The 25,023-nt window shown below is 70.8% G+C and carries 27 protein-coding genes; 9 read left to right on the forward strand and 18 right to left on the reverse strand.

The window, feature by feature from the left end; translation table 11 throughout:
• The first annotated feature begins 92 nt into the window (after window positions 1–92).
• Window positions 93–1,436: an FAD-dependent oxidoreductase gene (locus ACP6CK_RS09820; RefSeq protein WP_426958707.1), complete on the forward strand. Its 1,344-nt coding sequence runs from the start codon at window positions 93–95 to the stop codon at window positions 1,434–1,436.
• A gap of 211 nt (window positions 1,437–1,647) precedes the next feature.
• Here the strand turns inward: ACP6CK_RS09820 and ACP6CK_RS09825 are convergent, their stop codons facing one another.
• The 12 genes from ACP6CK_RS09825 to ACP6CK_RS09880 all read right to left on the reverse strand — a co-directional run bounded on the left by ACP6CK_RS09825 (window position 1,648) and on the right by ACP6CK_RS09880 (window position 10,131).
• Window positions 1,648–2,187 carry a response regulator gene (locus ACP6CK_RS09825; protein WP_426958708.1) on the reverse strand — a complete coding sequence of 180 codons (540 nt, stop codon included), beginning with the start codon at window positions 2,185–2,187 and terminating at the stop codon, window positions 1,648–1,650.
• Between the two features lie 28 nt (window positions 2,188–2,215).
• Window positions 2,216–2,590, reverse strand: a complete 375-nt coding sequence (locus ACP6CK_RS09830) for a hypothetical protein (RefSeq protein ID WP_426958709.1) — start codon at window positions 2,588–2,590, stop codon at window positions 2,216–2,218.
• A gap of 26 nt (window positions 2,591–2,616) precedes the next feature.
• Complete coding sequence (locus ACP6CK_RS09835) at window positions 2,617–3,195, reverse strand: chemotaxis protein CheD (protein WP_426958710.1); 579 nt, start codon at window positions 3,193–3,195, stop codon at window positions 2,617–2,619.
• Complete coding sequence (locus ACP6CK_RS09840) at window positions 3,192–3,581, reverse strand: response regulator (protein WP_426958711.1); 390 nt, start codon at window positions 3,579–3,581, stop codon at window positions 3,192–3,194. The genes ACP6CK_RS09835 and ACP6CK_RS09840 overlap by 4 nt, the downstream gene beginning before the upstream one ends.
• A gap of 114 nt (window positions 3,582–3,695) precedes the next feature.
• Entirely contained in the window at window positions 3,696–4,610 is a 915-nt protein-coding gene (locus tag ACP6CK_RS09845) for a protein-glutamate methylesterase/protein-glutamine glutaminase (RefSeq protein WP_426958712.1), read from the reverse strand.
• Window positions 4,607–5,491, reverse strand: a complete 885-nt coding sequence (locus ACP6CK_RS09850) for a CheR family methyltransferase (RefSeq protein ID WP_426958713.1) — start codon at window positions 5,489–5,491, stop codon at window positions 4,607–4,609. The genes ACP6CK_RS09845 and ACP6CK_RS09850 overlap by 4 nt, the downstream gene beginning before the upstream one ends.
• Window positions 5,492–5,494: 3 nt before the next feature.
• Window positions 5,495–5,950 carry a chemotaxis protein CheW gene (locus ACP6CK_RS09855; RefSeq protein ID WP_426958714.1) on the reverse strand — a complete coding sequence of 152 codons (456 nt, stop codon included), beginning with the start codon at window positions 5,948–5,950 and terminating at the stop codon, window positions 5,495–5,497.
• Entirely contained in the window at window positions 5,943–8,102 is a 2,160-nt protein-coding gene (locus ACP6CK_RS09860) for a chemotaxis protein CheA (RefSeq protein WP_426958715.1), read from the reverse strand. Before ACP6CK_RS09860 ends, ACP6CK_RS09855 begins: the two co-directional genes overlap by 8 nt.
• A 31-nt stretch (window positions 8,103–8,133) precedes the next feature.
• Entirely contained in the window at window positions 8,134–8,499 is a 366-nt protein-coding gene (locus ACP6CK_RS09865) for a response regulator (RefSeq protein ID WP_426958716.1), read from the reverse strand.
• A 9-nt stretch (window positions 8,500–8,508) separates the two neighbouring features.
• A complete protein-coding gene (locus ACP6CK_RS09870) occupies window positions 8,509–8,793 on the reverse strand; it encodes an STAS domain-containing protein (protein ID WP_426958717.1) in 285 nt (94 codons plus the stop codon).
• Window positions 8,790–9,059: a hypothetical protein gene (locus ACP6CK_RS09875; RefSeq protein WP_426958718.1), complete on the reverse strand. Its 270-nt coding sequence runs from the start codon at window positions 9,057–9,059 to the stop codon at window positions 8,790–8,792. The genes ACP6CK_RS09870 and ACP6CK_RS09875 overlap by 4 nt, the downstream gene beginning before the upstream one ends.
• 97 nt (window positions 9,060–9,156) lie before the next feature.
• Window positions 9,157–10,131, reverse strand: a complete 975-nt coding sequence (locus ACP6CK_RS09880) for a Bug family tripartite tricarboxylate transporter substrate binding protein (RefSeq protein ID WP_426958719.1) — start codon at window positions 10,129–10,131, stop codon at window positions 9,157–9,159.
• A 165-nt stretch (window positions 10,132–10,296) separates the two neighbouring features.
• Between ACP6CK_RS09880 and ACP6CK_RS09885 the strand changes: the two genes are divergently transcribed.
• Both ACP6CK_RS09885 and ACP6CK_RS09890 read left to right on the forward strand, forming a co-directional pair.
• Window positions 10,297–11,280: an MDR/zinc-dependent alcohol dehydrogenase-like family protein gene (locus ACP6CK_RS09885; protein ID WP_426958720.1), complete on the forward strand. Its 984-nt coding sequence runs from the start codon at window positions 10,297–10,299 to the stop codon at window positions 11,278–11,280.
• Window positions 11,277–12,266, forward strand: coding sequence for a Gfo/Idh/MocA family protein (locus ACP6CK_RS09890; RefSeq protein ID WP_426958721.1), 990 nt, complete (start codon window positions 11,277–11,279; stop codon window positions 12,264–12,266). Before ACP6CK_RS09885 ends, ACP6CK_RS09890 begins: the two co-directional genes overlap by 4 nt.
• A gap of 4 nt (window positions 12,267–12,270) precedes the next feature.
• Here the strand turns inward: ACP6CK_RS09890 and ACP6CK_RS09895 are convergent, their stop codons facing one another.
• Genes ACP6CK_RS09895 through ACP6CK_RS09920 form a run of 6 tightly spaced genes read right to left on the reverse strand, consistent with a single transcriptional unit; the run spans window position 12,271 to window position 18,529 of the window.
• The gene (locus ACP6CK_RS09895; protein WP_426958722.1) at window positions 12,271–14,025 is read right to left on the reverse strand and encodes a hypothetical protein; all 1,755 of its coding nucleotides are present in this window, start codon (window positions 14,023–14,025) and stop codon (window positions 12,271–12,273) included.
• Window positions 14,022–14,594, reverse strand: coding sequence for an NUDIX domain-containing protein (locus tag ACP6CK_RS09900; RefSeq protein ID WP_426958723.1), 573 nt, complete (start codon window positions 14,592–14,594; stop codon window positions 14,022–14,024). Before ACP6CK_RS09900 ends, ACP6CK_RS09895 begins: the two co-directional genes overlap by 4 nt.
• A gap of 34 nt (window positions 14,595–14,628) precedes the next feature.
• Window positions 14,629–15,747, reverse strand: a complete 1,119-nt coding sequence (locus tag ACP6CK_RS09905; RefSeq protein ID WP_426958724.1) for a CgeB family protein — start codon at window positions 15,745–15,747, stop codon at window positions 14,629–14,631.
• A complete protein-coding gene (locus tag ACP6CK_RS09910) occupies window positions 15,744–16,841 on the reverse strand; it encodes a CgeB family protein (RefSeq protein ID WP_426958725.1) in 1,098 nt (365 codons plus the stop codon). The genes ACP6CK_RS09905 and ACP6CK_RS09910 overlap by 4 nt, the downstream gene beginning before the upstream one ends.
• Entirely contained in the window at window positions 16,838–17,437 is a 600-nt protein-coding gene (locus ACP6CK_RS09915; RefSeq protein ID WP_426958726.1) for a histidine phosphatase family protein, read from the reverse strand. The genes ACP6CK_RS09910 and ACP6CK_RS09915 overlap by 4 nt, the downstream gene beginning before the upstream one ends.
• Window positions 17,438–17,449: 12 nt before the next feature.
• Window positions 17,450–18,529, reverse strand: a complete 1,080-nt coding sequence (locus tag ACP6CK_RS09920) for an inositol-3-phosphate synthase (RefSeq protein WP_426958727.1) — start codon at window positions 18,527–18,529, stop codon at window positions 17,450–17,452.
• Between the two features lie 375 nt (window positions 18,530–18,904).
• On the opposite strand from ACP6CK_RS09920, the gene ACP6CK_RS09925 reads away from it, so the two are divergent.
• From ACP6CK_RS09925 to ACP6CK_RS09950, 6 genes are read left to right on the forward strand one after another with little or no spacing between them, the layout of a single operon-like run.
• Window positions 18,905–20,020, forward strand: coding sequence for an NAD-dependent epimerase/dehydratase family protein (locus ACP6CK_RS09925; RefSeq protein ID WP_426958728.1), 1,116 nt, complete (start codon window positions 18,905–18,907; stop codon window positions 20,018–20,020).
• Window positions 20,017–21,090: an NAD-dependent epimerase/dehydratase family protein gene (locus ACP6CK_RS09930; protein WP_426958729.1), complete on the forward strand. Its 1,074-nt coding sequence runs from the start codon at window positions 20,017–20,019 to the stop codon at window positions 21,088–21,090. Before ACP6CK_RS09925 ends, ACP6CK_RS09930 begins: the two co-directional genes overlap by 4 nt.
• A gap of 43 nt (window positions 21,091–21,133) precedes the next feature.
• A complete protein-coding gene (locus ACP6CK_RS09935) occupies window positions 21,134–22,228 on the forward strand; it encodes a glycosyltransferase family 4 protein (RefSeq protein WP_426958730.1) in 1,095 nt (364 codons plus the stop codon).
• Complete coding sequence (locus ACP6CK_RS09940; RefSeq protein ID WP_426958731.1) at window positions 22,225–23,331, forward strand: CgeB family protein; 1,107 nt, start codon at window positions 22,225–22,227, stop codon at window positions 23,329–23,331. The genes ACP6CK_RS09935 and ACP6CK_RS09940 overlap by 4 nt, the downstream gene beginning before the upstream one ends.
• Before the next feature lie 2 nt (window positions 23,332–23,333).
• Window positions 23,334–24,089 carry a TIGR04290 family methyltransferase gene (locus ACP6CK_RS09945; protein ID WP_426958732.1) on the forward strand — a complete coding sequence of 252 codons (756 nt, stop codon included), beginning with the start codon at window positions 23,334–23,336 and terminating at the stop codon, window positions 24,087–24,089.
• On the forward strand, window positions 24,086–24,970 hold the full coding sequence (locus ACP6CK_RS09950) for a beta-xylosidase (RefSeq protein WP_426958733.1): 885 nt from the start codon (window positions 24,086–24,088) through the stop codon (window positions 24,968–24,970). Before ACP6CK_RS09945 ends, ACP6CK_RS09950 begins: the two co-directional genes overlap by 4 nt.
• The last annotated feature ends 53 nt before the right edge of the window (window positions 24,971–25,023 follow it).

Below are 25,023 nucleotides of genomic sequence, written 5' to 3' on the forward strand. Positions count from 1 at the left end.
CCTCAGGGGTGAGCCCAGAATCGGGCCAGGATCGCACAGCCTGTCAAGGCGGACGCCTTGGCCGCGGGGCTCGGGCGGACGACAATCGTGCGATGGCTCAATCGGACGTCCTCATCTGTGGCGCGGGCGCGGCCGGAATGGTCGCGGCCCTCGCCGCCGCCGCGCGCGGCAGGCGCGTGGCCCTGCTGGATCCGGCGCCGGAGGAGCCCTCGAACCTCGCGATCTCCGGTGGGCTCTTCGCGGCGGCGGGCACGCGCTGGCAGCGTGCGATCGGAATCTCGGATGGACCTGCGCGCTTCGCCGCCGATGTCCGGACGAAGACGGGCGGCAGCGCCGATCCCGTCGTGACCGCGGCGGTGACGCGCCACTCCGGGCGCGTCGCGGAGTTCCTCGCGGACGTCGCGGGATTGCCGGTCCATCTTCACACGGCGGGCACCTGGCCCGGCCACTCCGTCCCCCGCCTCCATGCGACTCCCGCCGAAAGCGGGGCCGAGTTGTCGGCTCTCCTCCGGGCGGCCGTGTCACGGGACGCGCGGATCGAACGCCGTGACGGAGAGGCCCTGGTGGGTCTCGCCCCGGGCATGGTTGAGGTATCGGCGAACGGCACCCGACACCACCGACAGGTGCGAAAGGTCATCCTCGCCACCGGAGGCTTCGGTGCCGCTCCGGACCTCCTCACTCAGTTCTGCCCTGCCGCGGCCGGCGCCGTACACGTCGGCGGGGGACGCTCGGACGGGATGGCGCTGCGCCTGGGCATCGCGCTCGGCGCCGCGATCGCCTGCACCGATGCGTATCAGGGACAGCCCCATGTCTCTCCATACCTGATCGAGGGGCAGCGCCCGCGCTTCGGCGCTTCCCTGCCGGCCCTGGGCGCGATCATGGTGAATCGAAGAGGCCTGCGTTTCGCGGCGGAGGACATGGGTCCTTCGGAACTCGCCGGCCATGTCCTCGCCCAGCCGGTGGGGCGTGCCTTCGAGATTTGGGGAGAGGCGGCGCAGACGGCCGCGATCGGAGGAGGTCCCTTCCGCCACGCGGTAGAACTTGGTGCCGTGCGACGATTTGATACCGCCTCCTCCCTGGCTGCGGCGTTCGGGCTACCAGACCGGACCTTCGCGGCGACGCTGGACCATGTCACGGCTTGCTTCGCCGGGCAGGCAGAGGACCCGTTCGGACGCCACAACTGGGGCACGCCGCCCACCCCGCCCTTCTTCGCGGCGGAGATCACGGGGGGGCTTGCCCACACGCAGGGCGGTCTGCTCGTCGATGATCGCGCCCGCGCCCTGCGGCCTGATGGAACGCCGATCCCGTGGCTCTTCGCGGCCGGCGGTGCTGCCTGCGGCATCTCGGGTCATGGTGCGACGGGCTACGTGCCGGGGAATGGGCTCGCGCAGTCCTTTACCCTCGGACTTCTGGCGGGAGAGGCTGCTGCATCCTGACCGGGCATGACGACGCGTCGGCCCACCGCGGCCGCTCGGCGGAGACGCGGGTACCGAAGGGGCGCGTTGCGACGATCACAGACACAAGTTCCTCGATGTGCCGATGGCCGGCGTCGCCCGCATGGCGTCGCGGCACGCGCCTCCGTGCCGCGCGCCATGTCCATCGCGGCGGACAGCTCACCCCAGGCGCGATCCACCATGCGCCGCGACCTCACACCGTCGCCGGCATCAGCAACGCGTCGATCTCGGCCTGAGACATGTTGCCGGGCGCGACTGCGCTGCCGGGGTTCGGCCCCTCGCTCTTCCACTCGGTCGCGATCCGCGCGCTTCCGGGTGTGGGACGGCCGCGGCGGCTACCAACCCGGTGGCGGTCATCCTGCGCCAGGACAGACATCGCCTTGAACAAGGTCTTCTGCGTCACAGGCTTCGCCACCACCCAGGTCACCCCGCTGTCGCGCGCCAGGGCCACATCCGCAAGGCGGGTCTGAGTGGTCAGCAGGATCACCGGCGCCGCGCGGCCGGGCATGTGGCGGCTCAGTCGCAACCGGCTCGTGAAGGCATAGCCGTCCAACCCGGGCAACACCGCGGCGACGATGACGAGGTCCACCGCCTCACGCGATAGGTGCGCCAGCCCCGCCTCGGCCCCGCGGAACTGCGCGACGCGGTTCACCCCCAAGCCCTTCAGGATCTGGGCGACGATCTCGCCTTCCGCGTCGCTTTCCTCGATGACCAGGACGGAGAGGTTGCGCATCGAAAGGCGAGGCTGCGGCGCCTCCCCGTCAGACACCGCCCGCCTCGAAGAGTTCGCAGTCCTCCACGGCCCCAGGCTCTTCGATGCCTGCCCCGCTCAGGCGGCGTGCCAGGCCGGACAGGGTCAGCCCGCGGACCGCCGCGGCGACGTCGGCCCGCCACGCCGGGGGCAGGGTCGGCGCCAAAGCGTCGAGGAAGTCCGCGAGGCCCTGCAGGCGCTGGGTCAGCAAGTCCAGCGACTGAAGGCTCTCGACCGTCCGCGCGCAGAGGCGGGTGCCCGGCACGGGCAGCGCGGCCTGAAGCCCGGCGGCCATCCGAGCAAGATCGGACGCCTCGCGCCCCACTGCGCCGAGGATGTCGCACAAGCCCGTGCAGGCCCCGTCCTTGGCCGCATGGCCATCCATCACAAACACCCTCGGTTCCATGCGGATCAGAACAGCTCCACGTTGCCGGCCTCGACCGGCGGAGGCGCCTTCACCCGGCGCTCCTCAGCGAAGACCTTCGCCTCGTGCCCCTCGATCACGAGCTGCCGGGCGCGGCCGGTGACCGGCCAGAACTGGATCCGCCGCCCCCGTTCCCCGCGCAGGCTGCCGCCGGAATGGGCGATCCGCTCCTCCCGCAGGAATCGTTCGGCGAAGGCGGCGTTCTGCGCGCCGACATCGGTCAGCCCGTCCAACATCCGCGCGCCGCCGAAAAGCTTCGCCTCCAGCCGCTCTCGGCGCGCGCCCCGGCGCAGCAGGCCGTTCACCAGCAGCTCCATCGCGTGCACGCCGTAGCGCATGGACTCCCCGCCCCCCCCGATCTCGCCCGGCAGGAGGAAGTGGTTCATGCCTCCCACCCCGGCGACGGGATCGCGCAGGCAGGCCGCCACGCAGGAACCGAGGATCGTCGTCAGCACCACCTCCGGATCGGCCGTCACGCGAAACTCGCCCTGCACGATGTTCACGCGGCGATCCACGCCTGGGGCGGGCAGCGGGCCCTCTATCCCGGCTGTTCCGGCCGCCGTCATGTGAGCGGCCCGAACACGGCCTCGATCTTCTCCCGCAGCGTCTCCACGGTGAAGGGCTTCACGATGTAGTTGTTAACGCCGAACTGCACGGCCTTCTGCACCAAGTCCTTGTCGGCGCGGCCCGTGAGCATGATGTAGGCCGTCTTCGATGTCGGCGGATGCAGGCGAATGGCGCGCAGCAGCGCGATCCCGTCCAGCTTCGGCATGTTGAAGTCGGCGATCACGAGCTGCGCGGGGTTGGCGATCTGGCGCCGCAGCCCGTCCTCCCCATCCCCGGCCTCATCCACGTCGGTGAAGCCGAGCTTCGTCAGCCCGTCGCGCACGAGGAGGCGCATGGATTGCTGATCGTCCACGACAAGGACGCGCATGGAAGCGGCAGACGGCATTCAGGGCTTCTCCCCGCGCAGGGCATTGGTGATGTCGGTGATCTCGGCGGCCATGGCTTCCAGGCGGACCTGCTTCTCAACCGCGCCGATCTCGAAGGCGGCCCTGGGCATGCCTTAGACGACGCAGCTCGCCTCGTCCTGGCCAAGGGTGCGAGCCCCGGCCCCGCGCATGGCCAGCAGCCCCTGCGCCCCGTCCCGCCCCATGCCGGTCAGGATGACGCCGAGCGCCCGCGGCCCGACGGCCTTCGCGACCGAGGCGAAGAGCGCGTCCACCGAGGGGCGGTGCCCGCTCGTCAGCGGCCCGGGCACGAGGCGGCAGCGCGGCGGGCTCGAACCCACGACCTGCAGATGCGCTTCTCCGCCCGGTGCCAGGTAGACGCGTCCTGGCTGCAGCACCGCGCCGTCGCCGGCCTCGCTCACCTCGGCGGCGCAGGTGCGGTTCAGCCGCTCGGCGAAGCTGCGGGTGAAGGTGGCGGGCATGTGCTGCGTGATGACGGTGGGCGGGCCATTCGCTGGCAAGGCGCTCAGGATCGTCAGCAGCGCTTCCACCCCGCCGGTCGAGGAACCAATGGCGAGCAGCCGTCCATCGGACCGATACCCCGCCATGGCAGGCGCCGACGACGCCCGTCCGCCCGAGGGTCGCAGGCGCGCCCGCGCCGCGGCGCGCACCGTATCCGGCAGGTGATCGAAGGCTCCCGGCCCAGCCACCGACGGCTTCGCGACGCAGTCAAAGGCGCCGAGCTCCAACGCCCGCAAGGTCGCGTCCGCCCCGCGGCTGGTCAGCGAGGAGACCATGATCACCGGCATCGGCCGGAGACGCATGATCTTGTCGAGGAACTCCAGCCCGTTCATCGCCGGCATCTCGATGTCGAGCGTCAGCACGTCCGGGTTCAGTGCCTTGATGGCCTGCCTTGCCTCGGTAGAGTCGCAGGCGAGGCCGACCACCTCGATCTCCGGGTCGCGGCGGAGCGTGGCCGCGATCAGCCCGCGCATGGTCGCCGAGTCATCCACCACCAGGACGCGGATCACGGCGCAGCGCCCCCGCGCTTGCGATAGACGGTGATCCCGGTGCTCTCGAACGCGCCGGCGGCCGGTCCGTTCACTCGCTCCGAATGGCCGATGTAGAGATGGCCGCCCGGCGCGAGCAGGGGCACGAATCGCTGCCACACCCCGGCCTGCGTGCCCTCCTCGAAGTAGATCACGACGTTGCGGCACATGATTGCCTGGAAGAATCCCCTCATCGGCCATGCGCCGATGAGATTCAGCTCCCGGAAGTGAACGAGTCCGCGCGCGGGGTCCGCCACCGCCCAGCGCCCATCCCCGGCCCGCTCGAACCATCGCTGTCGAAGCGCGGGCGGCACGCCTTCGAGCGCGGCCTCGGCATAGAACCCAGCCCTCGCCTCGGACAGGATCATGGGGTCGATGTCCGTCGCCAGGATTTTGACGTCGAAGCGCGGCGCTTCCGGCATCAGGGATAGGATCGTCATCGCAATCGAGTACGGCTCCTGCCCGGAGGAACAGGCCGCCGACCAGATCCGCACCTTTCCGCCGCGCTTCGCCTCTTCCAGCAGTGGCGGCAGCAGCACCGTCCGCATGTGGTCGAAGTGGTGGGGCTCCCGGAAGAAGCGCGTGACGTTCGTCGTCAGCGCGGTCAGCATGTGCCGCCGCTCTTCCGCGCCCTCCGGCCCTGCGGCCAAGGCACAATATTCGCGGAAGCTTCGCAGCCCGAGCACCCGCAGACGCTTCGCCAGTCTCGAATAAACGAGCGTTGCCTTGCCCTCCGGCAGGGCGATCCCGGCCTCTTCGTGCAGCAGGGCGGCGATGATATGGAAATCACCGGCGGTCAGGGGGAACTCGCCCTCGACCAGCGTCGCGCCGTCCCGGCTCGCGATGCGCGTCAGCGCGCCCATCCCTCAGGCGGCCTCCAACTCGGCCGCCGGCAGGACGCGGTCCAGCGAGATAAGCGAGACCATCCGCTGATCGATCGCCAGCAGGCCGCGCACGAAGAGCCGCACGCGCTCCGACGCGACATCCGGCGGTGGCTGGATGACCGCATCGCCGACCGTCAGGATATCGGATACCGCGTCCACCAGCAGGCCCAGCACCTGCTTGCCGACCTGCGCGACGATGATGACATGACGCTGCGAGGGCTCTGACGGCGGCAGGCCCAGCCGCTCCGCCAGGTCGACGATGGGCAGCACCGCGCCCCGCAGGTTGATCACGCCGCGCACATAGGCCGGCGCGTGTGGCAGCGGCGTCGCGGGCGTCCAGCCGCGGATCTCCCGCACGGCCATGATGTCCACGCAGAACTCCTGGGCGCCGATGCGGAAGGAGATCAGCTCGCGCTCGGCGGACGTCGCGTCATGCATAAGCGAAACCTGCGGTCTGGAGTTCGGTGCGGGGCGGGCCGGAGCGGTGGGCGGCCACGATCGTGTCGACGTCGAGGATCAGCGCGACCCGCCCGTCCCCCAGGATTGTCGCCGCCGCAATGCCGCGGACGCTCTGGTAGTTCGCCTCAAGGCTCTTGATGACGACTTGGCGCTGCCCCTGGATGTTGTCGACCACGAGCGCGGCCCGTGCCCCTCCCTCGCCCTCGATCAGCAGCGCGACACCGGCGCCCGCCTCCCCCGCCGCGTCGCGGTAGCCGAGGCATACCCCCACGTCGATCAAGGGGATGTAGGTGCCGCGGATGGAGATCACCTGCGCCCCGTGGCCGAGGCTGTGCACCTCGCTGGCTTTCGGCTGCAGCGTCTCCACCATCGCCGTCAGGGGCACGACGAGCGTCTGACCAGCAACCGAGACGACCATCCCGTCCAGCACCGCCAGGGTCAGCGGCAGGCTCATGGTGAAGGTGGAGCCCTGCCCCGGCCGCGACGCGATCGCGATCCGCCCGCCGAGGGCCTGGATGGACCGCTTCACGACATCCATCCCGACGCCGCGGCCGGAGATGTCGGAGATCGCCTCCGCCGTGGAAAAGCCCGGCAGGAAGATAAGGTTGTCTACCTCGTCGTCGGTCAGCGTCGCGTCGGCCGCGATCAACCCCTTCGCCACCGCGCTGGCGCGAACGCGGGCCCGGTTGATGCCCGCACCGTCATCACTCACCTCGATCACGATGCGCCCGGAGCGGTGGAAGGCCGCCAGCCGCACCGTTCCCTCGGCCGGCTTGCCGGCGGCGGCCCGCGCCTCGGGCTTCTCCAGCCCGTGATCGATGGCGTTGCGGATCATGTGCGTCAGCGGATCGGCCAGATGCTCGATGACCGTCTTGTCCACCTCGGTCGCCTCGCCCTCGGTGACCAGGCGGACCTGCTTACCAGTCATCGCCGCCACCTCGCGCACCAGCCGCGGCATCCGCTGGAACACCGATTTCACCGGCTGCGCGCGGATCGCCATGACGCTGTCCTGGATCTCGCGCGTCAGCTGCTCCAGCTCGCTCAGCCCGAGCGCGACGGAGGAGGAGCGGGTCATCCCTGCCTCTCCCACGCTCTGCGCCAGCACCGCCTGGTTGATCACCAGTTCCCCGACGAGGTCGATCAGCCGGTCCACCCGCTCCAGGTCGACGCGGATCGTTGCCTTCGCCCCGGCACCATGATCGCTCGCGGCGGAGGCGGCCGGCTTTGCCTTCTCCGTGTCGGGCTCTGCGCGCGGCGCGGGCGCCGGAGGCGCCTCGGACGCGACGGCGGCGACCGGTGAGGCCACGATCGGAGCCTGGACCTGCCGAAGCAGCGCGGCCAGATCGAGGTCCACCGCCGATGGAGCAGTCGCGTCCCCGGCGTCCGCCAAGGTGACCGTCAGCTCGCAATCATCCTCGACAAATTCGAACACCTCCCGGATCGTGGTCTCCGATTGCGCCGTGGTCAGGCGGATCGTCCAAGCGATATAGGCGCCCTCCGGGTCCAGATCGGTGAGCGGTGGCAGGTCGCCTGCATCCAGCTCGACCTCCGTCGTGCCGAGCCGGCCCAGTTCGCGCAGCAGCACCGCCGCTTCGTTCGCCTTCGCATAAAGCTCTGGTCTCGGGCGGAAGCGCACCACCCAGGACCGCTCGGCGGGCACTTGGGAAGATGCGGGCTCGAAGCGCAGCGGCTGGAAGTCCAGCCCGTCCATCTCGTCATCCACGGGTGTCGCGGCGGATGCAATATTCGCGTGTCTGGCACCGCCCAAGGCTTCCAGCTCCGCCACCAGCGCCCGGTCCCGCACCTCGTCCACCGCCCCGCCGTCGCGCGCCGCCCGCACGAGATCGGACAGCGCGTCGGCCGATCGCAGCATGAGCGCGACCACCGTTGCATCCGGCACCAGACGTCCGGCGCGCACATCGTCCAGCGCCGTCTCGAAGACGTGGGAGAAGCGCACCAGCACGTCCAGGCCGAAAGCCCCCGCCCCGCCCTTCACCGAGTGCACGGCGCGGAAGACGGCGTTGACCGTCTCCGGGTCGCGGTCGCCGGTCTGCATGGCCAGGAGGCCTGTCTCCAAGGCGGCGAGCTGCTCCTCGCACTCCTGGAAGAAGGTGTCCCGGATCGCGCTCATCGGGTCCAATGCGGTGATCCCCTGTCGCGGCTCAGGCGGCGACGCGGCGGACGGCTTCCACCAGCTTCACCGGGTTGAAGGGCTTCACGATCCAGCCCGTGGCGCCGGACCGGCGAGCGCGGTTCTTCTTCTCGGCGTCGCTCTCCGTCGTCAGCACCAGGATCGGCGTGGCGCGGTGGCGGTCGCTGCGGCGGACGCCCTCGATGAAGCCGAAGCCGTCCATGCGCGGCATGTTGATGTCAGTGACGATGACATCCGGCGACTCGCCCGCCAGCACCTCCAGGCCGTGGACGCCATCCACCGCCTGCACCACGCGATACCCCGCCTCGGACAGGGTGTGGCGGAGCATGTCCCGCATGGTGCGGGAATCGTCCACCGTCATCACGAGCTTCGTCATCGGGGCTCCTTACGCACCGGTCGGGAGAAGCGGGGCCGCGCCCATCAGGTCCGCCGCCTCCTTGAAAGCGTCAGAGGCGCCGAGGACACGGAAGCTCCGCCCCTCCGCCGCCCACTGGTTCCGCGCCGCGAGGATCACCTGCAGGCATTGCCCCCCAACCCGCTCGACCCTGGAGGCGTCCAGCGACAGGTCATCGCCGCGCCACGCCAGCATCGCCGCCGCCAGCGGGCCTGCCGCGCGCAGGTCGAGGACGGGCGAGAGAATGATGGAGTCGCGGATCTCGGTCGCGGTCATGCTCGGCACTCCTCCCAGCCCGCGTCCCGGGCCGCGAGCTTGCGCACCGCGATGCCGTCGCGCCCTGTGCTGTGCTGCGCCGACGGCCGGCCGAGCGTCCGCAGGCCGGACGGCCAGTTCTCCCGGCTCTCGGCGACCGGCTCGTCCACCCGCCCGGGCCGGCTGACCGTGACGCCGTCAAGGGCGGTGGCCATGGTGAGCAGAAGGCCGCAGGCGATGACCGGCCTCGTCCGGATCGGCGCGCTCTGCTCGTACCAGCGGATCAAGGACGGCTCCCAGGGTCTGCGTCAGACGCGACCCTAGGCGGGAAGTCTGTAAATCCGGTGAACGGGGCGGGTCCCCCGGAAGCCGGCCCCCGGAGTGTCAGTCCGCCCGGGCGCCGGAAGCGCGGACGAGCGGCACCCAGAAGGCGATCTCGTCCCGCAGGTAGTCGGCGAAGCGCTCGGGCGTCCAGCCGCGCATGACAGGCGTGCCGAGCTCCTCGAACCGGGCCGCGACCGCGGGGTCGCCCAGCGCCTCCTCGATCGCCTGGGCCAGCCGGGTCACGACGGGCCGCGGCGTGCCGGCCGGGGCGTAGATGCCGTACCAGGAATGCGCGCGGAACTCGCCCAACCCGACCTCCCGCGCCGTCGGCACGTCGGGCAGGCGTGCCATCCGCTCCTCCGTCGCCACCAGCACGATCCGCACCGATCCCGCAGCCCGCATGGACTCGAAGACCGAGGGCGTGTCGGTGCAGAAGGCGACGTCCCCCTTCTGCAGCGCGAGGTAGAGCTCCCCGCCGCCGCGGAAGGGCACGTGCTCCGCCGTCGCGCCGATGCGGGAGAGGAAGTTGGCGGAGCAGATATGCCCCGACGTCCCGACGCCCGCGCTGCCGAAGAAGTAACGGCCGGGGTTGGCGCGCAGTAGGGCGATGAACTCCGCCGCGTCGCGGGCCGGGATCTGTGCGTTGATCGCGATGCAGAGCGGCACGAAGGCCGTCGGTGCCACGCCCACCAGGTCCCGCACGGGATCATAGGGCAGGTTGCGATAGAGCCCGATCGCCAGGGCCATGGGCGTCAGTCCGCTCTGGACGAAGACCTCCCCGTTCGGCGCCGCCTTCGCGACGAAGTCCGTCCCCGCCGTGCCGCCCGCCCCGGCCCGGTTCTCGATCACCACGGACTGGCCGAGAAGGTCCGTCAGCTTCGCCGCCAGCACGCGGGCCGAAATGTCGCTGCTGCCGCCCGTCCCGAAAGGCACCACGATCCGCAGGGGCCGCGTGGGCCAGGGCCGATCCTGCGCCGCGGCCGTTCCCGCCAGCCCGGTGGCGAGGGTGGCACCGAGCAGGGAACGGCGGTCCATGGTCATCGGGCGGTCTCCGGGGCTGCAGTGTCCAGCAGGTTAGCACGTGCCGGACCACATCCTCGTGGTCGTTGCTTCCCCAGCCTTCCGCACGCCGCCGCCGCCCCGTAAGACCGCGCCCGCGCAGGTCTTCGCGCGGAGTGGAAGGTGAAAGAAGGTCATGCCATGAATGAGGCCTCTGCGCCGGATGCGACGATGCGGGCCGCCGTCCTGACCGGCCCTGGCGCGATCCGCCTGGACCGCGTGGCGCGGCCGGAGCCCGGTCCGGGCCAGATCCGCCTCCGGCTGGAGGGCTGCGGCGTCTGCGCCTCCAACCTCACGCCCTGGGCCGGCCCGGAATGGATGAACTTCCCGACCGAGCCCGGCTCCCTCGGCCATGAGGGCTGGGGCGTGGTGGACGCGGTCGGAGAGGGCGTGGACGACCTGAAGCCCGGCGACCGCGTCGCCGCCCTCTCCTACAAGAGCTACGCGGAATACGACCTTGCCGACGCGGCTTCCGTCATCCGCCTGCCGGATTCCCTCGCCGGCCGCCCCTTCCCCGGGGAGCCGCTGGGCTGCGCCATGAACATCTTCCGCCGCAGCGGCATCGTGGCCGGCCAGACTGTGGCGATCATCGGCATCGGCTTCCTCGGCGCCCTCCTCACGCGCCTCGCGACCGATGCCGGCACGCGCGTCATCGCGATCTCCCGCCGTCCCTTCTCCCTCGACCTCGCCCGCGACATGGGCGCGGCCGAGGTCATCCCGATGGAGGACCACAACGGCATCATCGCCCGCGTGAAGGACCTCACCGGCGGCAGCTTCTGCGACGTGGTGATCGAGGCGGTCGGCAAGCAGTGGCCGCTCGACCTTGCCGCCGAGCTGTGCCGGGAGCGGGGCCGCCTGATCGTCGCCGGCTACCATCAGGACGGGCCGCGGCAGGTGAACATGTGGCTCTGGAACTGGCGCGGCCTCGACGTGATCAACGCCCATGAGCGCGACCCCGCGGTCTACATGCAGGGCATCCGGGAGGCTGTGGAGGCCGTCGCCTCCGGCCGACTGAATCCCGATCCGCTCTACACCCATCGCTACCCGCTGGACCGGCTGGGCGAGGCGCTGGACGCCACGCGGGACCGTCCGGACGGCTTCCTGAAGGCACTCGTGACGCCATGACGACCCGCCCCCGCCTCGGCTTCCTCGGGGTCGGTTGGATTGGCCGGCACCGCATGGCCGCGATCGCCGAGACCGGTGTTGCGGAGATCGCCGCCCTCTCCGATCCGTCTGCGGAGATGGCCGTTGAGGCCGCGAAGCTCGCACCGGACGCCCACGTCACTGCCTCGCTCGACGAGATGCTGGACCTCGGCCTGGACGGCGTGGTGATCGCGACGCCCAGCGCCCTGCACGCCGCGCAATCCATCCGTGTCCTGGAGCGCGGCGCCGCCGTCTTCTGCCAGAAGCCCCTCGGCCGCACCGCCGCCGAGGCGCGCGCCGTGGTGGAAGCCGCACGGGCCGCGGACCGGCTGCTCGACGTCGACCTCTCCTATCGCCACACGAAGGGGATGTGCCGCATTCGCGACCTGCTGCGCGCGGGCGAACTCGGCCGCGTCTTCGCCGCCGACCTCGTCTTCCACAATGCCTACGGTCCGGACAAGCCGTGGTTCTACGACCCCGCCCTCTCCGGTGGCGGCTGCGTGATGGATCTCGGCGTCCATCTCGTGGACCTCGCGCTCTGGGCGCTCGATTTCCCGGCAGTCGAGGCGGTGTCCAGCCACCTCATGGCCAGAGGCGAGCCGCTCGGCCGAGATCCCGACCGCGTGGAGGACTACGCGGTCGCCACGATGACGCTCGCCGGCGGCGCGGTGGTGCGGCTCGCCTGTTCCTGGAAGCTCCAGGCCGGGCAGGACGCGGTGATCGCCGCGGCCTTCCATGGCACGTCGGGCGGCGCCGCGCTGCGGAACGAGAACGGCTCCTTCTACGACTTCACCGCCGAGCGCTACCGCGGCACCGCGCGCGAAGTTCTCGCCGGCCCGCCGGATGCCTGGGGCGGCCGCGCCGCCGCCGACTGGGCGCGGCGCCTGGCTGGGGGCGCCTGCTTCGACCCCGGTGCCGACCGTCTCGTCGAGGTCGCGTCCGTGCTGGACCGCATCTACGGCCGCTGACGGCTCAGCCCGTCAGGACGCCCCGCAGATGCGCGGCGTAGCGCGCCGCCGCCGCGCGGCCGCGCGCTTCCTCCTCAGGCCACCCCGCCGAGGCCTCCGCTGCCATCGTGGCGCGGCCCAGCTGGAACGCGAGGTAACAGGGCCGAAGGAAGGCGAGCAGCGCGGGATCCAGCGGCGCCCCCCACTCCTGCTCCACCGCCCCGCGCAGCCGGTCCCCATCGGTTGCCGCGATCCCCCACTCCATCTCCGCCCCGACCACGTCCCAGGCCGGGTCCTGGCAGCCGATCAGGTCGTGGGCCGCCGCGTGGTCCACCGCATCCGTCTTCAGAAGAGTCCCGTCCGGCCGCCGCAGCCATTCCCAGGCGTGCATCCGGTTATCGGTCCAGACCCGCCGGATGCGCCGGTCGAGTTCCGGCAGATCGGGCTCCCATCGATCGATCCCGCGCGCCACCTCCTCTCCGAGCGCCAGCGTCGCGTTGTGACGCGCCATGCGCCACAAGGCAGCAGCACTGGCGCCGTCTTCCGCCGCTGTCGACAGGAGACGCGCGCGCCGGCCGATATACCGCCCGATCGCATTCGCTCTGGACGCAGGCTCGCCGGTCGGATCGACCGGTCCCGCATCCTCCACCCATCGCTCGACAAGAAAGCCGTGGCACAGCCCGGCGACTTCGGGCGTAAGCCCGGCACCGCTCAACACCTCCGCGCGCGCCAGCGCCTCCTCCCCATGCCGCCCGAGCCCCGCGAACTTCACCAACCAGGTGCCCTCGGCCGTGCGGTGCAGGAACTTGCGGCGTTCCTGGTGCGGATGAATGGCCGGCCACTCCGCCTCGCGCGCGAAGCGCAGGGCCCGCCACGCCCCGCCGGAGACGTCCTCCATCGGCCGGACCGCCTCTCCCACCAGCCCCGCCACCCAACTCTCCAGCCGATGCTCCGGCCGGGTTGTCCCCAGTAGCAGCGTCTCCAAGCTGGTGACGTGTCGCGGCGTCCGCTCCCACAGCGCTCGGTGAGACGCGCTCGCCTGCGGCCCCGGCGCGCCGCCATGGCCGGGGAAGAAATGCACCCGCCCCGGCGCCACGCCCCGATCATCCAGCAGGTCGGCGACGGCACCAAAGCTGCTGCCGGACAGCCCCGGCCCCTCATCCACCACCGCGAAGCGGCAGGCGCGATCCGTCAGCATTTCTCCCGCCCACGCATCGGACACCGCCAGTTCGCGCCGAAACGGATGACCAACGGGTCTCACCGTCATCGGAGGCCTCGCATCCAGCGCGGCCGCTACCATCGCGCCGAGTGTCGTGCCGATGCTCCGAATACCGATTACCCGTACCGGACCAGGCGGCAGCGCCGAAGCGGCCACGGCGTATGCTTCCGGATAGAGCGCGTAGTAGGCGAATCCCTCCGCCCTGCGGGTCCGCAGACTCTCCGGCAATCCTGCCCGCGCGACCGCTGCGATGGCCGCTTCATCCGGCACAGCGCCGCCCGCGAAACCCGCCTCCCAGGAATCCCTCACCGCCCGCGCGATCGCGGTCGCCAGCGCCATGGCCGCTTCCGTCACAGGCGATGCGTCGTCCCGCCCCGTCGCCTCGAAGGCCGCGTCGGCGATCCCTTGTACAAGTTCCCCCGCCTCGATGAGCGCGGTTACGAGCGCTCCATGTCGCCCGATGACCGGTGGCATCCCGTCGGCCCGACGCAGCTGATGATCCAGCCGCGCCAGCTTCGCGCGGGAATCCTCCACCCGCGACGCATCCCCGAAGACGATCACGGGCGGCCGAAGAGCTCCGGCCGCCGCAGCCGCAAGGTCTGGACCAGCAGGAGCAGCTTCAACTCCGTCAGCGTCCCCGCATCCGCCATCGCCGCCAGATCGGCGAGTGGAACCTCGGAGACCGTGATGCTCTCACCCTCCTCGATAATCCCGCCGCCTGCCTCGACATGGTCCACGGCCTCATAGGCCGCGAGGAAAAGATGCGCCCGCTCCGTCGACAACGCCGGCATCGTCCAGGTCACGACGACCGGCTCCAGCTCGCCGAGCCGGAGCCCGATCTCCTCCAGGGCCTCGCGCCGCGCGCAGGACGCGGGATCATCCGTGTCCAGGCGACCGGCCGGCGCCTCCAGCGTCTCTCCCTCCCCGCTCGCGTAGAAGGGCGGAGCGCGGAACTGGCGTACCAGCAGCGCGACCCGCCGCACGGGATCGTAGGGCAGCACCGCCACGGCATCCCCGTGGTCCTCGATGTCCCGCTGCACGCGCTGCCCGCCGGGCAGCCGGACCGTCGCCAGAAGCATCCGCGCCCAACGCTCATGCGTCGTCGCGATGCTCTCGATGGCTGCCGTCATCCTCCTGTCCCCGAATTCGATCCCGGGGATTGTCTCACGACCCCACGGCCGCCGCGAGACGCCGTGCGCGGCCCCGCCGCCCGATCGCCTCGCGCAGATGCATCTCCAACTCGGCGGCCCGATGCGCGGCGCTGTGCTCGCCCAGGACGCGGCCGCGCAGCGCCTTGCTCATCGCCCGTCGCCGCGCTTCCGGCATCTCCCGCAGCGCGGCCAGCACCGCGTCCGGCGTCTCGGCCAGCAGGATCTCCTCCCCTGGCGTCAGCAGCGTCCCGATCCCATCCCAGATGTCGGAGATGATCGGCGTCCCGCAGGCTCCGGCCTCGAACAGCCGCACGCTCGGGCTGTAGCCGGCGCGGATCATGTCCGCGCGCGTGACGTTCAGCGTGAAGCGGCTGGCCGTGTAGAAAGCCGCGTGCTCGCCCGGCGGCAGGTGCTCGATCCGCTCGACATTTGCGGGCCAGGCGATGTCGGCCGGGTATTGCGGCCCCGCCACCGCGAAACGCATCTCCGGCGCGCGTCGCGCCGGTTCGAGCAGCAGCCGCTCCAGCGCCGGCTGACGGTCGGGGCTGTAGGTGCCGAGATAGCTCAGGTCCCAGCGCGGCGGCACGTCCATCGGCCGATACGCCTCCGGGTCCACGGAGCAGTAGAGCTGCCGCGCCGCGGGAGACCCGTATACCCGCTCCAGCCGCTCCAGCGTCGGCCCGCCGGTAAAGGAAAGGTAGACGTCGTAGCCCGGGATGATGGCGGGGGAGAGATACTCCTCATCCCCCCGCTCCAGCTTCGCCAGCGTCACCGGCGTGTCGATATCGTAGAAGGCCGTCGCGCCCCGCGCGACCTCCTGCACCATCTCCCCGACCGCGACGCCCTGCGGGACGTAGGACCCGACGACGACCGCGTCGGCCCGTGCGATCTCCGCGCGCCAGGAGTCCAACGCCGCCAGGTCCGGATAGAGCACGAGACGGCAGAAATCCGGATCGGGCAGGTCGCGGTGCGGCGCGTACCACGGCACGTCCCGCTCCAGGAACAGCACGTCGTGGCCCCGCGCGGCGAAGGCCCGCAGCAGCGCCCGATAGGTCGTGGCGTGCCCGTTCCCCCAGGAGGAGGAGAGCGACAGCCCCAGCACCACCAGCCGCATCCGGGACCGGCCCGTCATGCCGCCGCACCTCGGACCCGGGGCCGCGCGGCCTCCGCGCGCAACAGTGCGTCCACCTCCGCCCCGCGGCGGTTGTAGGTATGCTCCGCCAGCACGCGCGCCAGCGCCGCGTCCCCGATCGCCCGGGCCCGCTCCGGCGTCAGCGCGGCGACATGCGCCGCGACATCCGCACCGTCCCGGGCGACCAGCACCTCCTCGCCCTCCTTGAGGAACAGTTCCAGCCCCACCCAGGCATCGGTGATGAGGCAGGCGCCCGCGCCTGCCGCTTCGAAGACGCGCGTGGCCGGGGAGTATCCGGTGGTTGCCATGCTGTCCCGCGCGATGTTCAGCACCGCCAGCGACGACGTGTTGAAGGCGTTGTGGTCTCGCGTATAGACATGGCCGAGATGCCGCACGTTCGGCGGCATCCCCTTCGTCTCCCATCCATTGCCGCCGATCAGGAAGCGGCGCTCCGGCAGTCGTGCCGCGGGGTCGAGGAAGAAGGCCTCCACCCGCGCCTCCCGGTCCGGCAACCGGTTGCCGAGAAAGGATAGGTCCGCCGCGAAGCGCGGATCGGCCGGCACGGGATGGTGCGTGTCGGGATCGAGCGCGTTGTAGATCGGCACGCAGCGCCGCGCGCCGAGCCCCTCATAGGCCTCGATCACCGGCGGCCCGCCGCCATAGGTCAGCACGAAGTCGAGCATCGGCAGGGTCCGGCGCAGCGGGTGCTCTGGCGCCGGGCGGATCTCGGCCAGCGTCGCCGGCGCGTCCACGTCCCAGAAGATCCGGATTGCCTCCGGCCGCGCCGCCGCCATCACCCCCTGGATCAGCGCGTCGTCGAACACGCCGACGCCGCTCGCCTTCACCACCACGTCGGCACGCGCCGCTTCGGCCACGACGCCGCGAAGCCCCTCCTCCGTGGCCGGCCAGACCCGTACCTCCGCCCAATCGGGCGGCTCGATGTCCCGGTGCTTCTGCCGGTCGAACGCATCCGGCTCGTAGAAGGTGATCCGGTGGCCGCGCGCCGCCAAATCCTTCAGCATCCCGCGGTAATAGGTCGCGGCGCCGTTCCAGTAGGAGGAGAGAAGGCTCGATCCGTAGAAGGCGATTCTCATGCGGCCACGACCTCATTCATGCTCAGCACCTTTCCTCCGCCATCCCAGATCGCGATCGCGCTGACCGAGGCCGGCGACACCTCGAAGCGGTCATGGGCGTCGAGCGACAGCCCCATCACCGAGGCCAGCACGGCCTTGATCACGTCCGCATGGCTCACGAGCGCGACGCGCTCCTCCGGATGATCCGCGCCGATCCCCTCGACCGCCGCCACAGCTCGCGCCTGCGCTTCCGCCATGCTCTCACCGCCGGGTGCACGAGAGGTGGCGCGCGCCGTGTTCCAGCGATCCCAGCGCGGGTCGCCCGCCAACGCATCGAATCGCTGGCCCGTCCACTCGCCGAAGTCGATCTCGGCCAGCCCCGGATTCTCCCGCGGCGCCAGCCCCAGCCGCGCCGCGATCGGTGCGGCGGTCTCCCGCGCCCGCTCCAGCGGGCTGGTATAGACGGCCGAGATCCCCTCGCCCGCCAGCCGCCTTCCCAGCGCCGCCGCCTGGCGGCGCCCCGTCTCGCCCAGTGTCACGCCCGGCATCCGGCCGCAGAGGACGTGGTGCACGCGGTCATGCGCCGCGTGGCGCACGAGGAAGAGCGTCGTCGCCACCCCTCGCCCGCCTCATCCCTCGCCGGCCACGAAGCGGCGGGTGCGTTCCTGCGCCTCGTTGTCATCGAATTGTTGCGGCGGCGACTTCATGAACCAGGCCGAGGGCCCGACCAGCGCGCCGCCGATCCCCCGGTCCATCGCCAGCTTCGCGCAGCGCACGGCGTCGATCACAATCCCGGCAGAATTCGGTGAATCCCAAACCTCCAGCTTCAGCTCCAGGTTGAGCGGGACGCCCCCGAAAGCGGTGCCCTCCAGCCGGATATGCGCCCATTTCCGGTCGGTCAGCCAGGGCACGTGATCGCTTGGCCCGACATGCACATCATTGGCGGCCAAAGGCACGTCGAACTGGCTCGTCACCGCCTGCGTCTTGGAGATCTTCTTCGACTCCAGCCGCTCGCGCTCCAGCATGTTCAGGAAGTCCGCATTGCCGCCGAAGTTGAGCTGGTAGGTCCGGTCCAGCCGTACCCCGCGCTCCCGGAACAGGTTGGCCAGGACCCGGTGAACGATGGTCGCGCCAACCTGGCTCTTGATGTCATCCCCGACGATCGGCAGACCCCGCGCCTCGAACCGCTTCCGCCAGTCCGGGTTGGACGCGATGAAGACCGGGATGCAGTTGACGAAGGCGCAGCCCGCCTTCAGCGCCTGCTCCGCATAGAACTCCGTCGCTCGCTGCGATCCGACCGGCAGATAGGAGACGAGCACGTCCGTCCCGGACGCCTGAAGCACGGCCGCCACGTCCTCGGCCGGGCCGTCCGCCTCCGCGATCTCGTCGCGGAGATAGCGTCCGATGCCGTCCAACGTCTCGCCCCGGCGCACCCTGACGCCGGTCGGCGCGACCGCCGCGAAGCGCTGCGTGTTGTTCGGCTCCGCCAGGATAGCCTCCGAAAGGTCGCGCCCGACCTTCGCGGCGTTCACGTCGAAGGCCGCGGAAACCTCGATGTCCCGGACATGGTAGCCGCCGAGCTCGACGTTCATCAGCCCTGGCACCGGCTCGTTCGCCGCCGCGTCCCGGTAGTAAGACAAACCCTGCACGAAGGAGGAGGCACAGTTGCCGACGCCGACGATCCCGACGCGGAGCGGCCGCCGGCTCACGGCCGCGCGACCCCTGGTACGCGCGATACACGAGTGCCTAGCGTGAACGCGAGCGGCGCCACAAGCATGATCTTGAGCGGCAGTTGAACGGCCAATCCGGGCCTCCAGACGATGTCGATGCCGCGCAATGCGGGCTAGGTCGGACCCTGACCGCCTTCTGTCCGACGTGGAAGCTACATAGATGCTCGCCGACGTACAAAGAAGCGTGTGTCGGCGGATGCAGGATCTTGTGAGGGACGTTCTTACCTGTTCAATGCTGACGAAAGCGGGAACCATGTTGCTGGAAGTGGCCCCTGGCGATCGCTTTCTTGAGCTTGACCGGCATCGACCGCGCGCCAGATCACGGGGCGGCCGCCACCGAACGGAGACGATGCGTTGCCTGACACCATCCTGATCACCGGAGGCGCCGGCTTCATCGGACGCCACCTCGCGCGCGAGCTGCTCGCGCGAGGCGACGAGGTCCGCGTGCTCGATAGCTTCATCGAGCAGGTGCACGCCGACCGCGGCGCGGACGGGCTGGACCTCGACGTGGAGGTGATCACCGGCGACGTGCGGGACTCCGACGCGGTTCGCCGGTCCCTCAAGGGCGTGGACAAGGTCGTGCACCTCGCCGCCGAGGTCGGCGTCGGCCAGAGCATGTACGCGGTGGACCAGTACGTGAGCGTGAACGACCACGGCACCGCCGTGCTCTTCCAGCAGCTCATCGACAACCCCGTCCGCCGCGTCGTCGTCGCCTCCTCCATGAGCATCTACGGGGAGGGTCTTTACCGCGACTCCGATGGCAAGCTGATCGAGGATGCGGTGCGCCAGCCCCGCCGCGACGCCAACGCCTCCTGGGACCCGCTCGATGCGAAGGGTCATCCGATGGTCCCGGTGCCCACGCCGGAGTGGAAGCGCCCGAACCTCGCCTCCGTCTACGCCATCACGAAGTTCGTGCAGGAGCGGCTGACGCTCACGCTCGCGCCCTCCTACGGCATGGAGGCATCGGCCTTGCGCCTCTGGAACGCCTACGGCCCGGGTCAGGCGCTCTCGAACCCCTACACCGGCGTCCTCGCGATCTTCGCCGCCCGGCTGCACAATGGCCAACCCCCGCTGATCTTCGAAGACGGGCAGCAGCGGCGCGACTTCGTGCATGTGGAGGACGTGGCCCGCGCCTTCGTGCTCGCGCTGAACGAGCCCGGCGCGGTGGGCGGCACCTTCAACATCGGCTCCGGCGTGGATCGCACCGTGGAGGCGGTCGCGCAGGACCTTGCCACCGCCATGGGCCGCCCCGGCCTGGCGCCCGAGATCGCTGGCAAGGCGCGCGCCGGCGACATCCGCCACAACATCCCGGACATCAGCCTCGCGCGGGACCGCCTGGGCTACGAGCCGATCCACACCGACTTCAACGCGGACCTCGCAGAACTGGCCGAATGGGTCGGCCGGCAACAGGCGCATGACCGCGTGACGGACGCGCGGAAGGAACTCGAGCTGCGGGGACTCGTGGCGTGAGCAGCCCCGCCATCGCCGGACGCCGCCCGATCCTCGTCACCGGCGGCGCGGGCTTCATCGGCTCCAACCTCGCCGACCGACTGGCCTCGGAGGGCGAGGACGTCCTGATCTACGACGCCCTTCTCCGCCCCGGCGTGGAGGCGAACCTCGATTGGCTGAAGCGCCGCCATCCCCAGCGCATCTCCGCCATCATCGCCGATATCCGGGAGGAGGACGCCCTCGCCGCCGCGGCAGCCGACGCTTCCGCCGTCTTCCACATGGCCGCGCAGGTCGCCGTTACCACCAGCCTGACCGATCCGGCCGCCGACTTCGCGATCAACCTTCAGGGCACCTTCCACCTGCTGGAGGCTCTGCGGCGCCGCGGCGCGCCCGTGCCGGTCGTGTTCGCCAGCACGAACAAGGTCTATGGCGACCTCGCTGACGTCGCGCTCGATCTCGTGGGGGACGCCTACCAGCCCCGCGACCCCGCGACTCGCGCCGCCGGCATCAGCGAGGACCGGCCCCTCGACTTCCACACGCCCTACGGCTGCTCGAAGGGCGCGGCGGACCAGTACGTGCTCGACTACGGCCGCTCCTTCGGCCTGCCGACCGCCGTGCTGCGCATGTCCTGCATCTACGGGCAGCGCCAGATGGGCACGGAGGACCAGGGCTGGGTCGCCCACTTCCTCATCCGCGCGCTTCGGGGAGAGCCGATCAGCATCTACGGCGACGGCTGCCAGGTCCGGGACGTGCTGGACGTGAGCGACGCGGTGGACGCGTATCTCGGCGCCTGGAGGCGCATCGGCCATGTCAGCGGACGGGCCTTCAACCTCGGTGGTGGCCCCGCCAACGCGATCTCCCTGCGTCAGCTCATCGCGCATATCGGTGACCTGACCGGCCATCCGGTCGAGACGCGCTATGCCGATTGGCGCGCCGGCGACCAGCGCTACTACGTCTCGGACACGCGGCGCGCCCGCGCGGAGCTTGGCCTGCGCGCGCCGCGCCCCTGGCGGGAAGGCGTCGCCGCCCTGGCAGGATGGCTGCGGCAGCAGCACGGCGTCCCTGCCCGGGCCGAGGCCGCCCTGTCGTGACCGCCGCCCCGACGTGACCGGGACAGAGGGGTTCAGGCTGCTGATGACCGCCGACACCGTCGGCGGCGTCTGGACCTACGCGCTGGACCTTTCCCGCGGGCTCTCGACGCGCGGGGTCGAGACGGTGCTCGCCATCCTCGGGCCGGGACCCGGCGCGGACCAGCTCGCACGGGCAGCGTCCATCCCGGGGCTCACGCTGCTCCCCACCGGTCTGCCGCTCGACTGGCTGGCCGCCGATGCGGCCGAGACCATGAAGGCCGGCGCCGTGATCGCGGCCCTCGCGCGGGAAACGGGCGCGGAGCTCGTACACCTGAACAGCCCCGCCCTCGCCGCCGGCAACACCTTCCCTGTCCCCTTGGTAGGCGCCTGCCACTCCTGCCTCGCGACCTGGTGGGACGCGGTGCGCGGCGGCCCTCTGCCGCCGGACTTCGCCTGGCGCACCGAGTTGCTGCGCCGGGGCTACGCCGCCTGCGACGCGCTGGCCGCCCCCAGCCGCGCCTTCGCCGATGCCACCGCCCGGGCCTACGACCTGCCTCTGCCTCCTGCCGCCGTCCATAACGGCCGCGACCCGCTGCCCCGGGTAGACAACCCGCCTGCCGACCTCCTGACCGACTTCGCCCTGACTGCCGGCCGCCTGTGGGACACGGGGAAGAACATGGCGACGCTGGACCGGGCGGCCGCGCGGCTGGGCCTGCCCGTCCTCGCCGCCGGTCCGGTGGAGGGACCCGAGGGAAGCCGCGTCGCGCTCAAGCACGCGCATGCCGTGGGACGCCTGGACGAGGCCGCGCTCGCCGCCCTCCTGCAAGCCGCCCCGATCTACGTCTCCCCGGCCTATTACGAGCCTTTCGGCCTCGCGGTGCTCGAAGCCGCTCAGTTCGGCTGCGCCCTCGTCCTCTCCGACATCCCCTCCTTCCGCGAGCTCTGGGACGGCGCAGCCCTCTTCGTCGCAGCCGGCGACGATGCCGGCCTCGCTGACGCCATCGCGCGCCTCGAGACCGATCGCGAGGAGCGCGCGCGTCAAGGTGCCCTCGCGCGAGCGCGGGCACGCCGCTACACGGTGGACGCCATGGCCGACGCGATGCTCGATCTGTACAGACCGCTTCTCCGCGGTATCCGGCCGGAGACGGTGGCGGCGTGAGGTTCGTCTACTTCACCCATTCCCTCGCCTCCTGCTGGAATCACGGCAACGCGCATTTCCTGCGCGGCGTGCTGCGGGACCTCGTTCACCGCGGCCATGACGTGCTGGCGCTGGAGCCGGCCGGTGCCTGGAGCCTGGAGAACCTTCTCCGCGACCACGGCGAGGCGGGCCTCGACGCCTACCGCGCCGCCTATCCCGAACTGACGGCGCGCGTCTTCGCGGGTGAGGCCGGGGCGGAGGCAGCGCTGGACGGTGCCGATGTGGTCATCGTCCACGAGTGGAACGAGCCCGCGCTGGTCGCGGCCATCGGTCGCGCCCGCAGGCAGGGCGGCCGCTTCACGCTGCTCTTCCACGACACGCATCACCGCGCCGTCAGCGACCCGCAGGCGATCCGGCAGTTCGACCTGAACGGCTATGACGGCGTCCTCGCCTTCGGCGCCACGCTGGCCGAGGTGTATCGCCGCTGGGGCTGGGGCGACCGCGTCCATGTCTGGCATGAAGCGGCCGACACCCGCCTCTTCCATCCGCCCGCACAGGAGGGCCCGCGCGAGGGCCTCGTCTGGATCGGCAACTGGGGAGATGGGGAGCGCAGCGCGGAGCTGGAGAGCTTCCTCATGCGCCCGGCGCAGACCGTCGGACTCCCCCTCGACATCTACGGCGTCCGCTACCCCGACGAGGCGCGGGCGATGCTCGACCGCTACGGCGTCCGCTTCCGGGGCTGGCTGCCCAATGCCCGCGCGCCGGAGGTCTTTGCCCGCCACCTCGCGACCGTCCACGTCCCTCGCCGCTTCTATGTGGAGATGCTGCCGGGCATCCCCACCATCCGCGTCTTCGAGGCGCTGGCCTGCGGCATCCCTCTTGTCTCCGCCCCCTGGCAGGACTCGGAGCACCTCTTCCGCCCGGGCCAGGACTACCTCGTCGCCGAGGATGAGGCCGCGATGGTCCAGCACCTCACGGCGCTGCGCGACGACCCTGCCTTGCGCCGCAGTCTCGTCGAGAGCGGGCTGGAGACCATCCGTGCCCGGCACAGCTGCGCCCATCGCGTGGACGAGTTGCTGGCCATCCTCGCCTCGCTCGGCCGCCCGGTCACGGACGCCGCCTGACCATGCTTCCGCAGGACGAAATCCGTCGACGCGTCGAGGCGCTCGGCGAATGGTTCCATGATCTCGACCTCGGCGGCGTGCGGACGGCACCGAACCACTTCCTGTACGGCTACCCGGAGACGAAGTTCCGGCATTTCGCGCACATCGTCCCGGCGGACCTGACCGGCCGCAGCGTACTCGACATCGGCTGCAATGCCGGCTTCTACAGCATGGAGATGAAGCGTCGCGGCGCCGCCCGTGTGCTTGGCCTCGATTCGGACGACCGCTACCTCGCGCAGGCGCGCCTCGCGTCCGAGGTGAACGACCTCGACATCGAGTTCCGCAACCTCTCCGTCTACGACGTCGGCGCGCTCGGCGAGCGCTTCGACCTCGTGATCTTCATGGGCGTGCTCTATCATCTTCGCCACCCGCTGCTGGCCCTCGACCTCATCCACGAGCATGTCGCGGGCGATCTGATGCTCTTCCAGTCGATGCAACGCGGCGCGACCGAGGTGGAGCCGGTCGCACCCGACTACGACTTCTCCGAGACCGCCGTCTTCGACCGTCCCGGCTATCCGAAGCTCCACTTCATCGAGGAACGCTACGCCCACGATCCCACCAACTGGTGGGCCCCGAACGCCGCCTGCACCGAGGCGATGCTGCGCGCCAGCGGCTTCGCCGTCGTCGAGCACCCGGAGCAGGAAGTCTATCTCTGCCGTCGCGTCGAAGCCCCCTGGGGCGCCGGCGCCGTCTATCCGAAAAAGGAACCGCGCGCGTGATCGAAGCCGCGATGATCTGGAACGAACCCAACAACAAGTCCCATTGGGACCCGGCCATCGACCCGGACTGGTCGCAATTCGCCCGCATGGCGAAGCTGGCGGGCCAGGCGATCAAGGCGGAGCGGCCGAACCTGCCGCGCGTGCTCGGCGGCATGTCGCCGATCGACCCGTCCTTCGTGAACCGCCTGACCGGCTACGGCGTGATGGACGACATCGACGTCATCGCCGTGCACGGATTTCCGCTGGACTGGAATCTCTGGAAGATCGACGAGTGGCCCGCGAAGATCGATGAGATCCGCGCCGTGACCGACAAGCCCGTCTGGGTGTCGGAGGTCGGGATCTCCACCTTCGGCGCCGAGGAGGTGCAGGTCTGGGGCCTGGACCGCACGGCCGAGCTGCTGATCGGCAAGGCGCCCCGCATCCACTGGTACTCCCTCTACGACCTGCCCCAGTCCTGGGAGGCGACGACCCGCCACCGGGAGGCGGAGGGCTCCTCCTACTACCGTCACTTCTACATGGGCCTGCTGCGGGAGGACGGCTCCCCCAAGCCCGCCGCCGAACGCTTCGCCCGCCACGCGCCCGACATGGGCCTCTGCCAGTGGTTCCACTACCAGGACCACCGGCTGGACGATGCGGTCGCCTGGATGAAGCGCCTCGGCGTCACCTACCTCCGCACCGGCCTCTCCTGGGCCGATGTCTTCCGCCCCGACGCCATCGCCTGGTTCGACCGGCAGATGGAGGCGCTGCGCGACTTCAAGGTCACCGTGACCTTCTGCTTCACCCCGGAGCACCGCGGCCCCGGCCACCACCACACCAGCCCGCCCTATGAGCCGGCGGAGTTCGCCGAGTTCTGCGCCGACATGGTGCGGCGCTACGCCTGATCGCACCGGCTGCCCCCGGGAGAGGGAGAAGGAATTCTCCCTCTCCCCAGAGC

Origin of the sequence: Muricoccus radiodurans, assembly GCF_050154705.1 — a bacterium.
In the GTDB taxonomy this organism is placed as follows: domain Bacteria; phylum Pseudomonadota; class Alphaproteobacteria; order Acetobacterales; family Acetobacteraceae; genus Roseomonas; species Roseomonas radiodurans.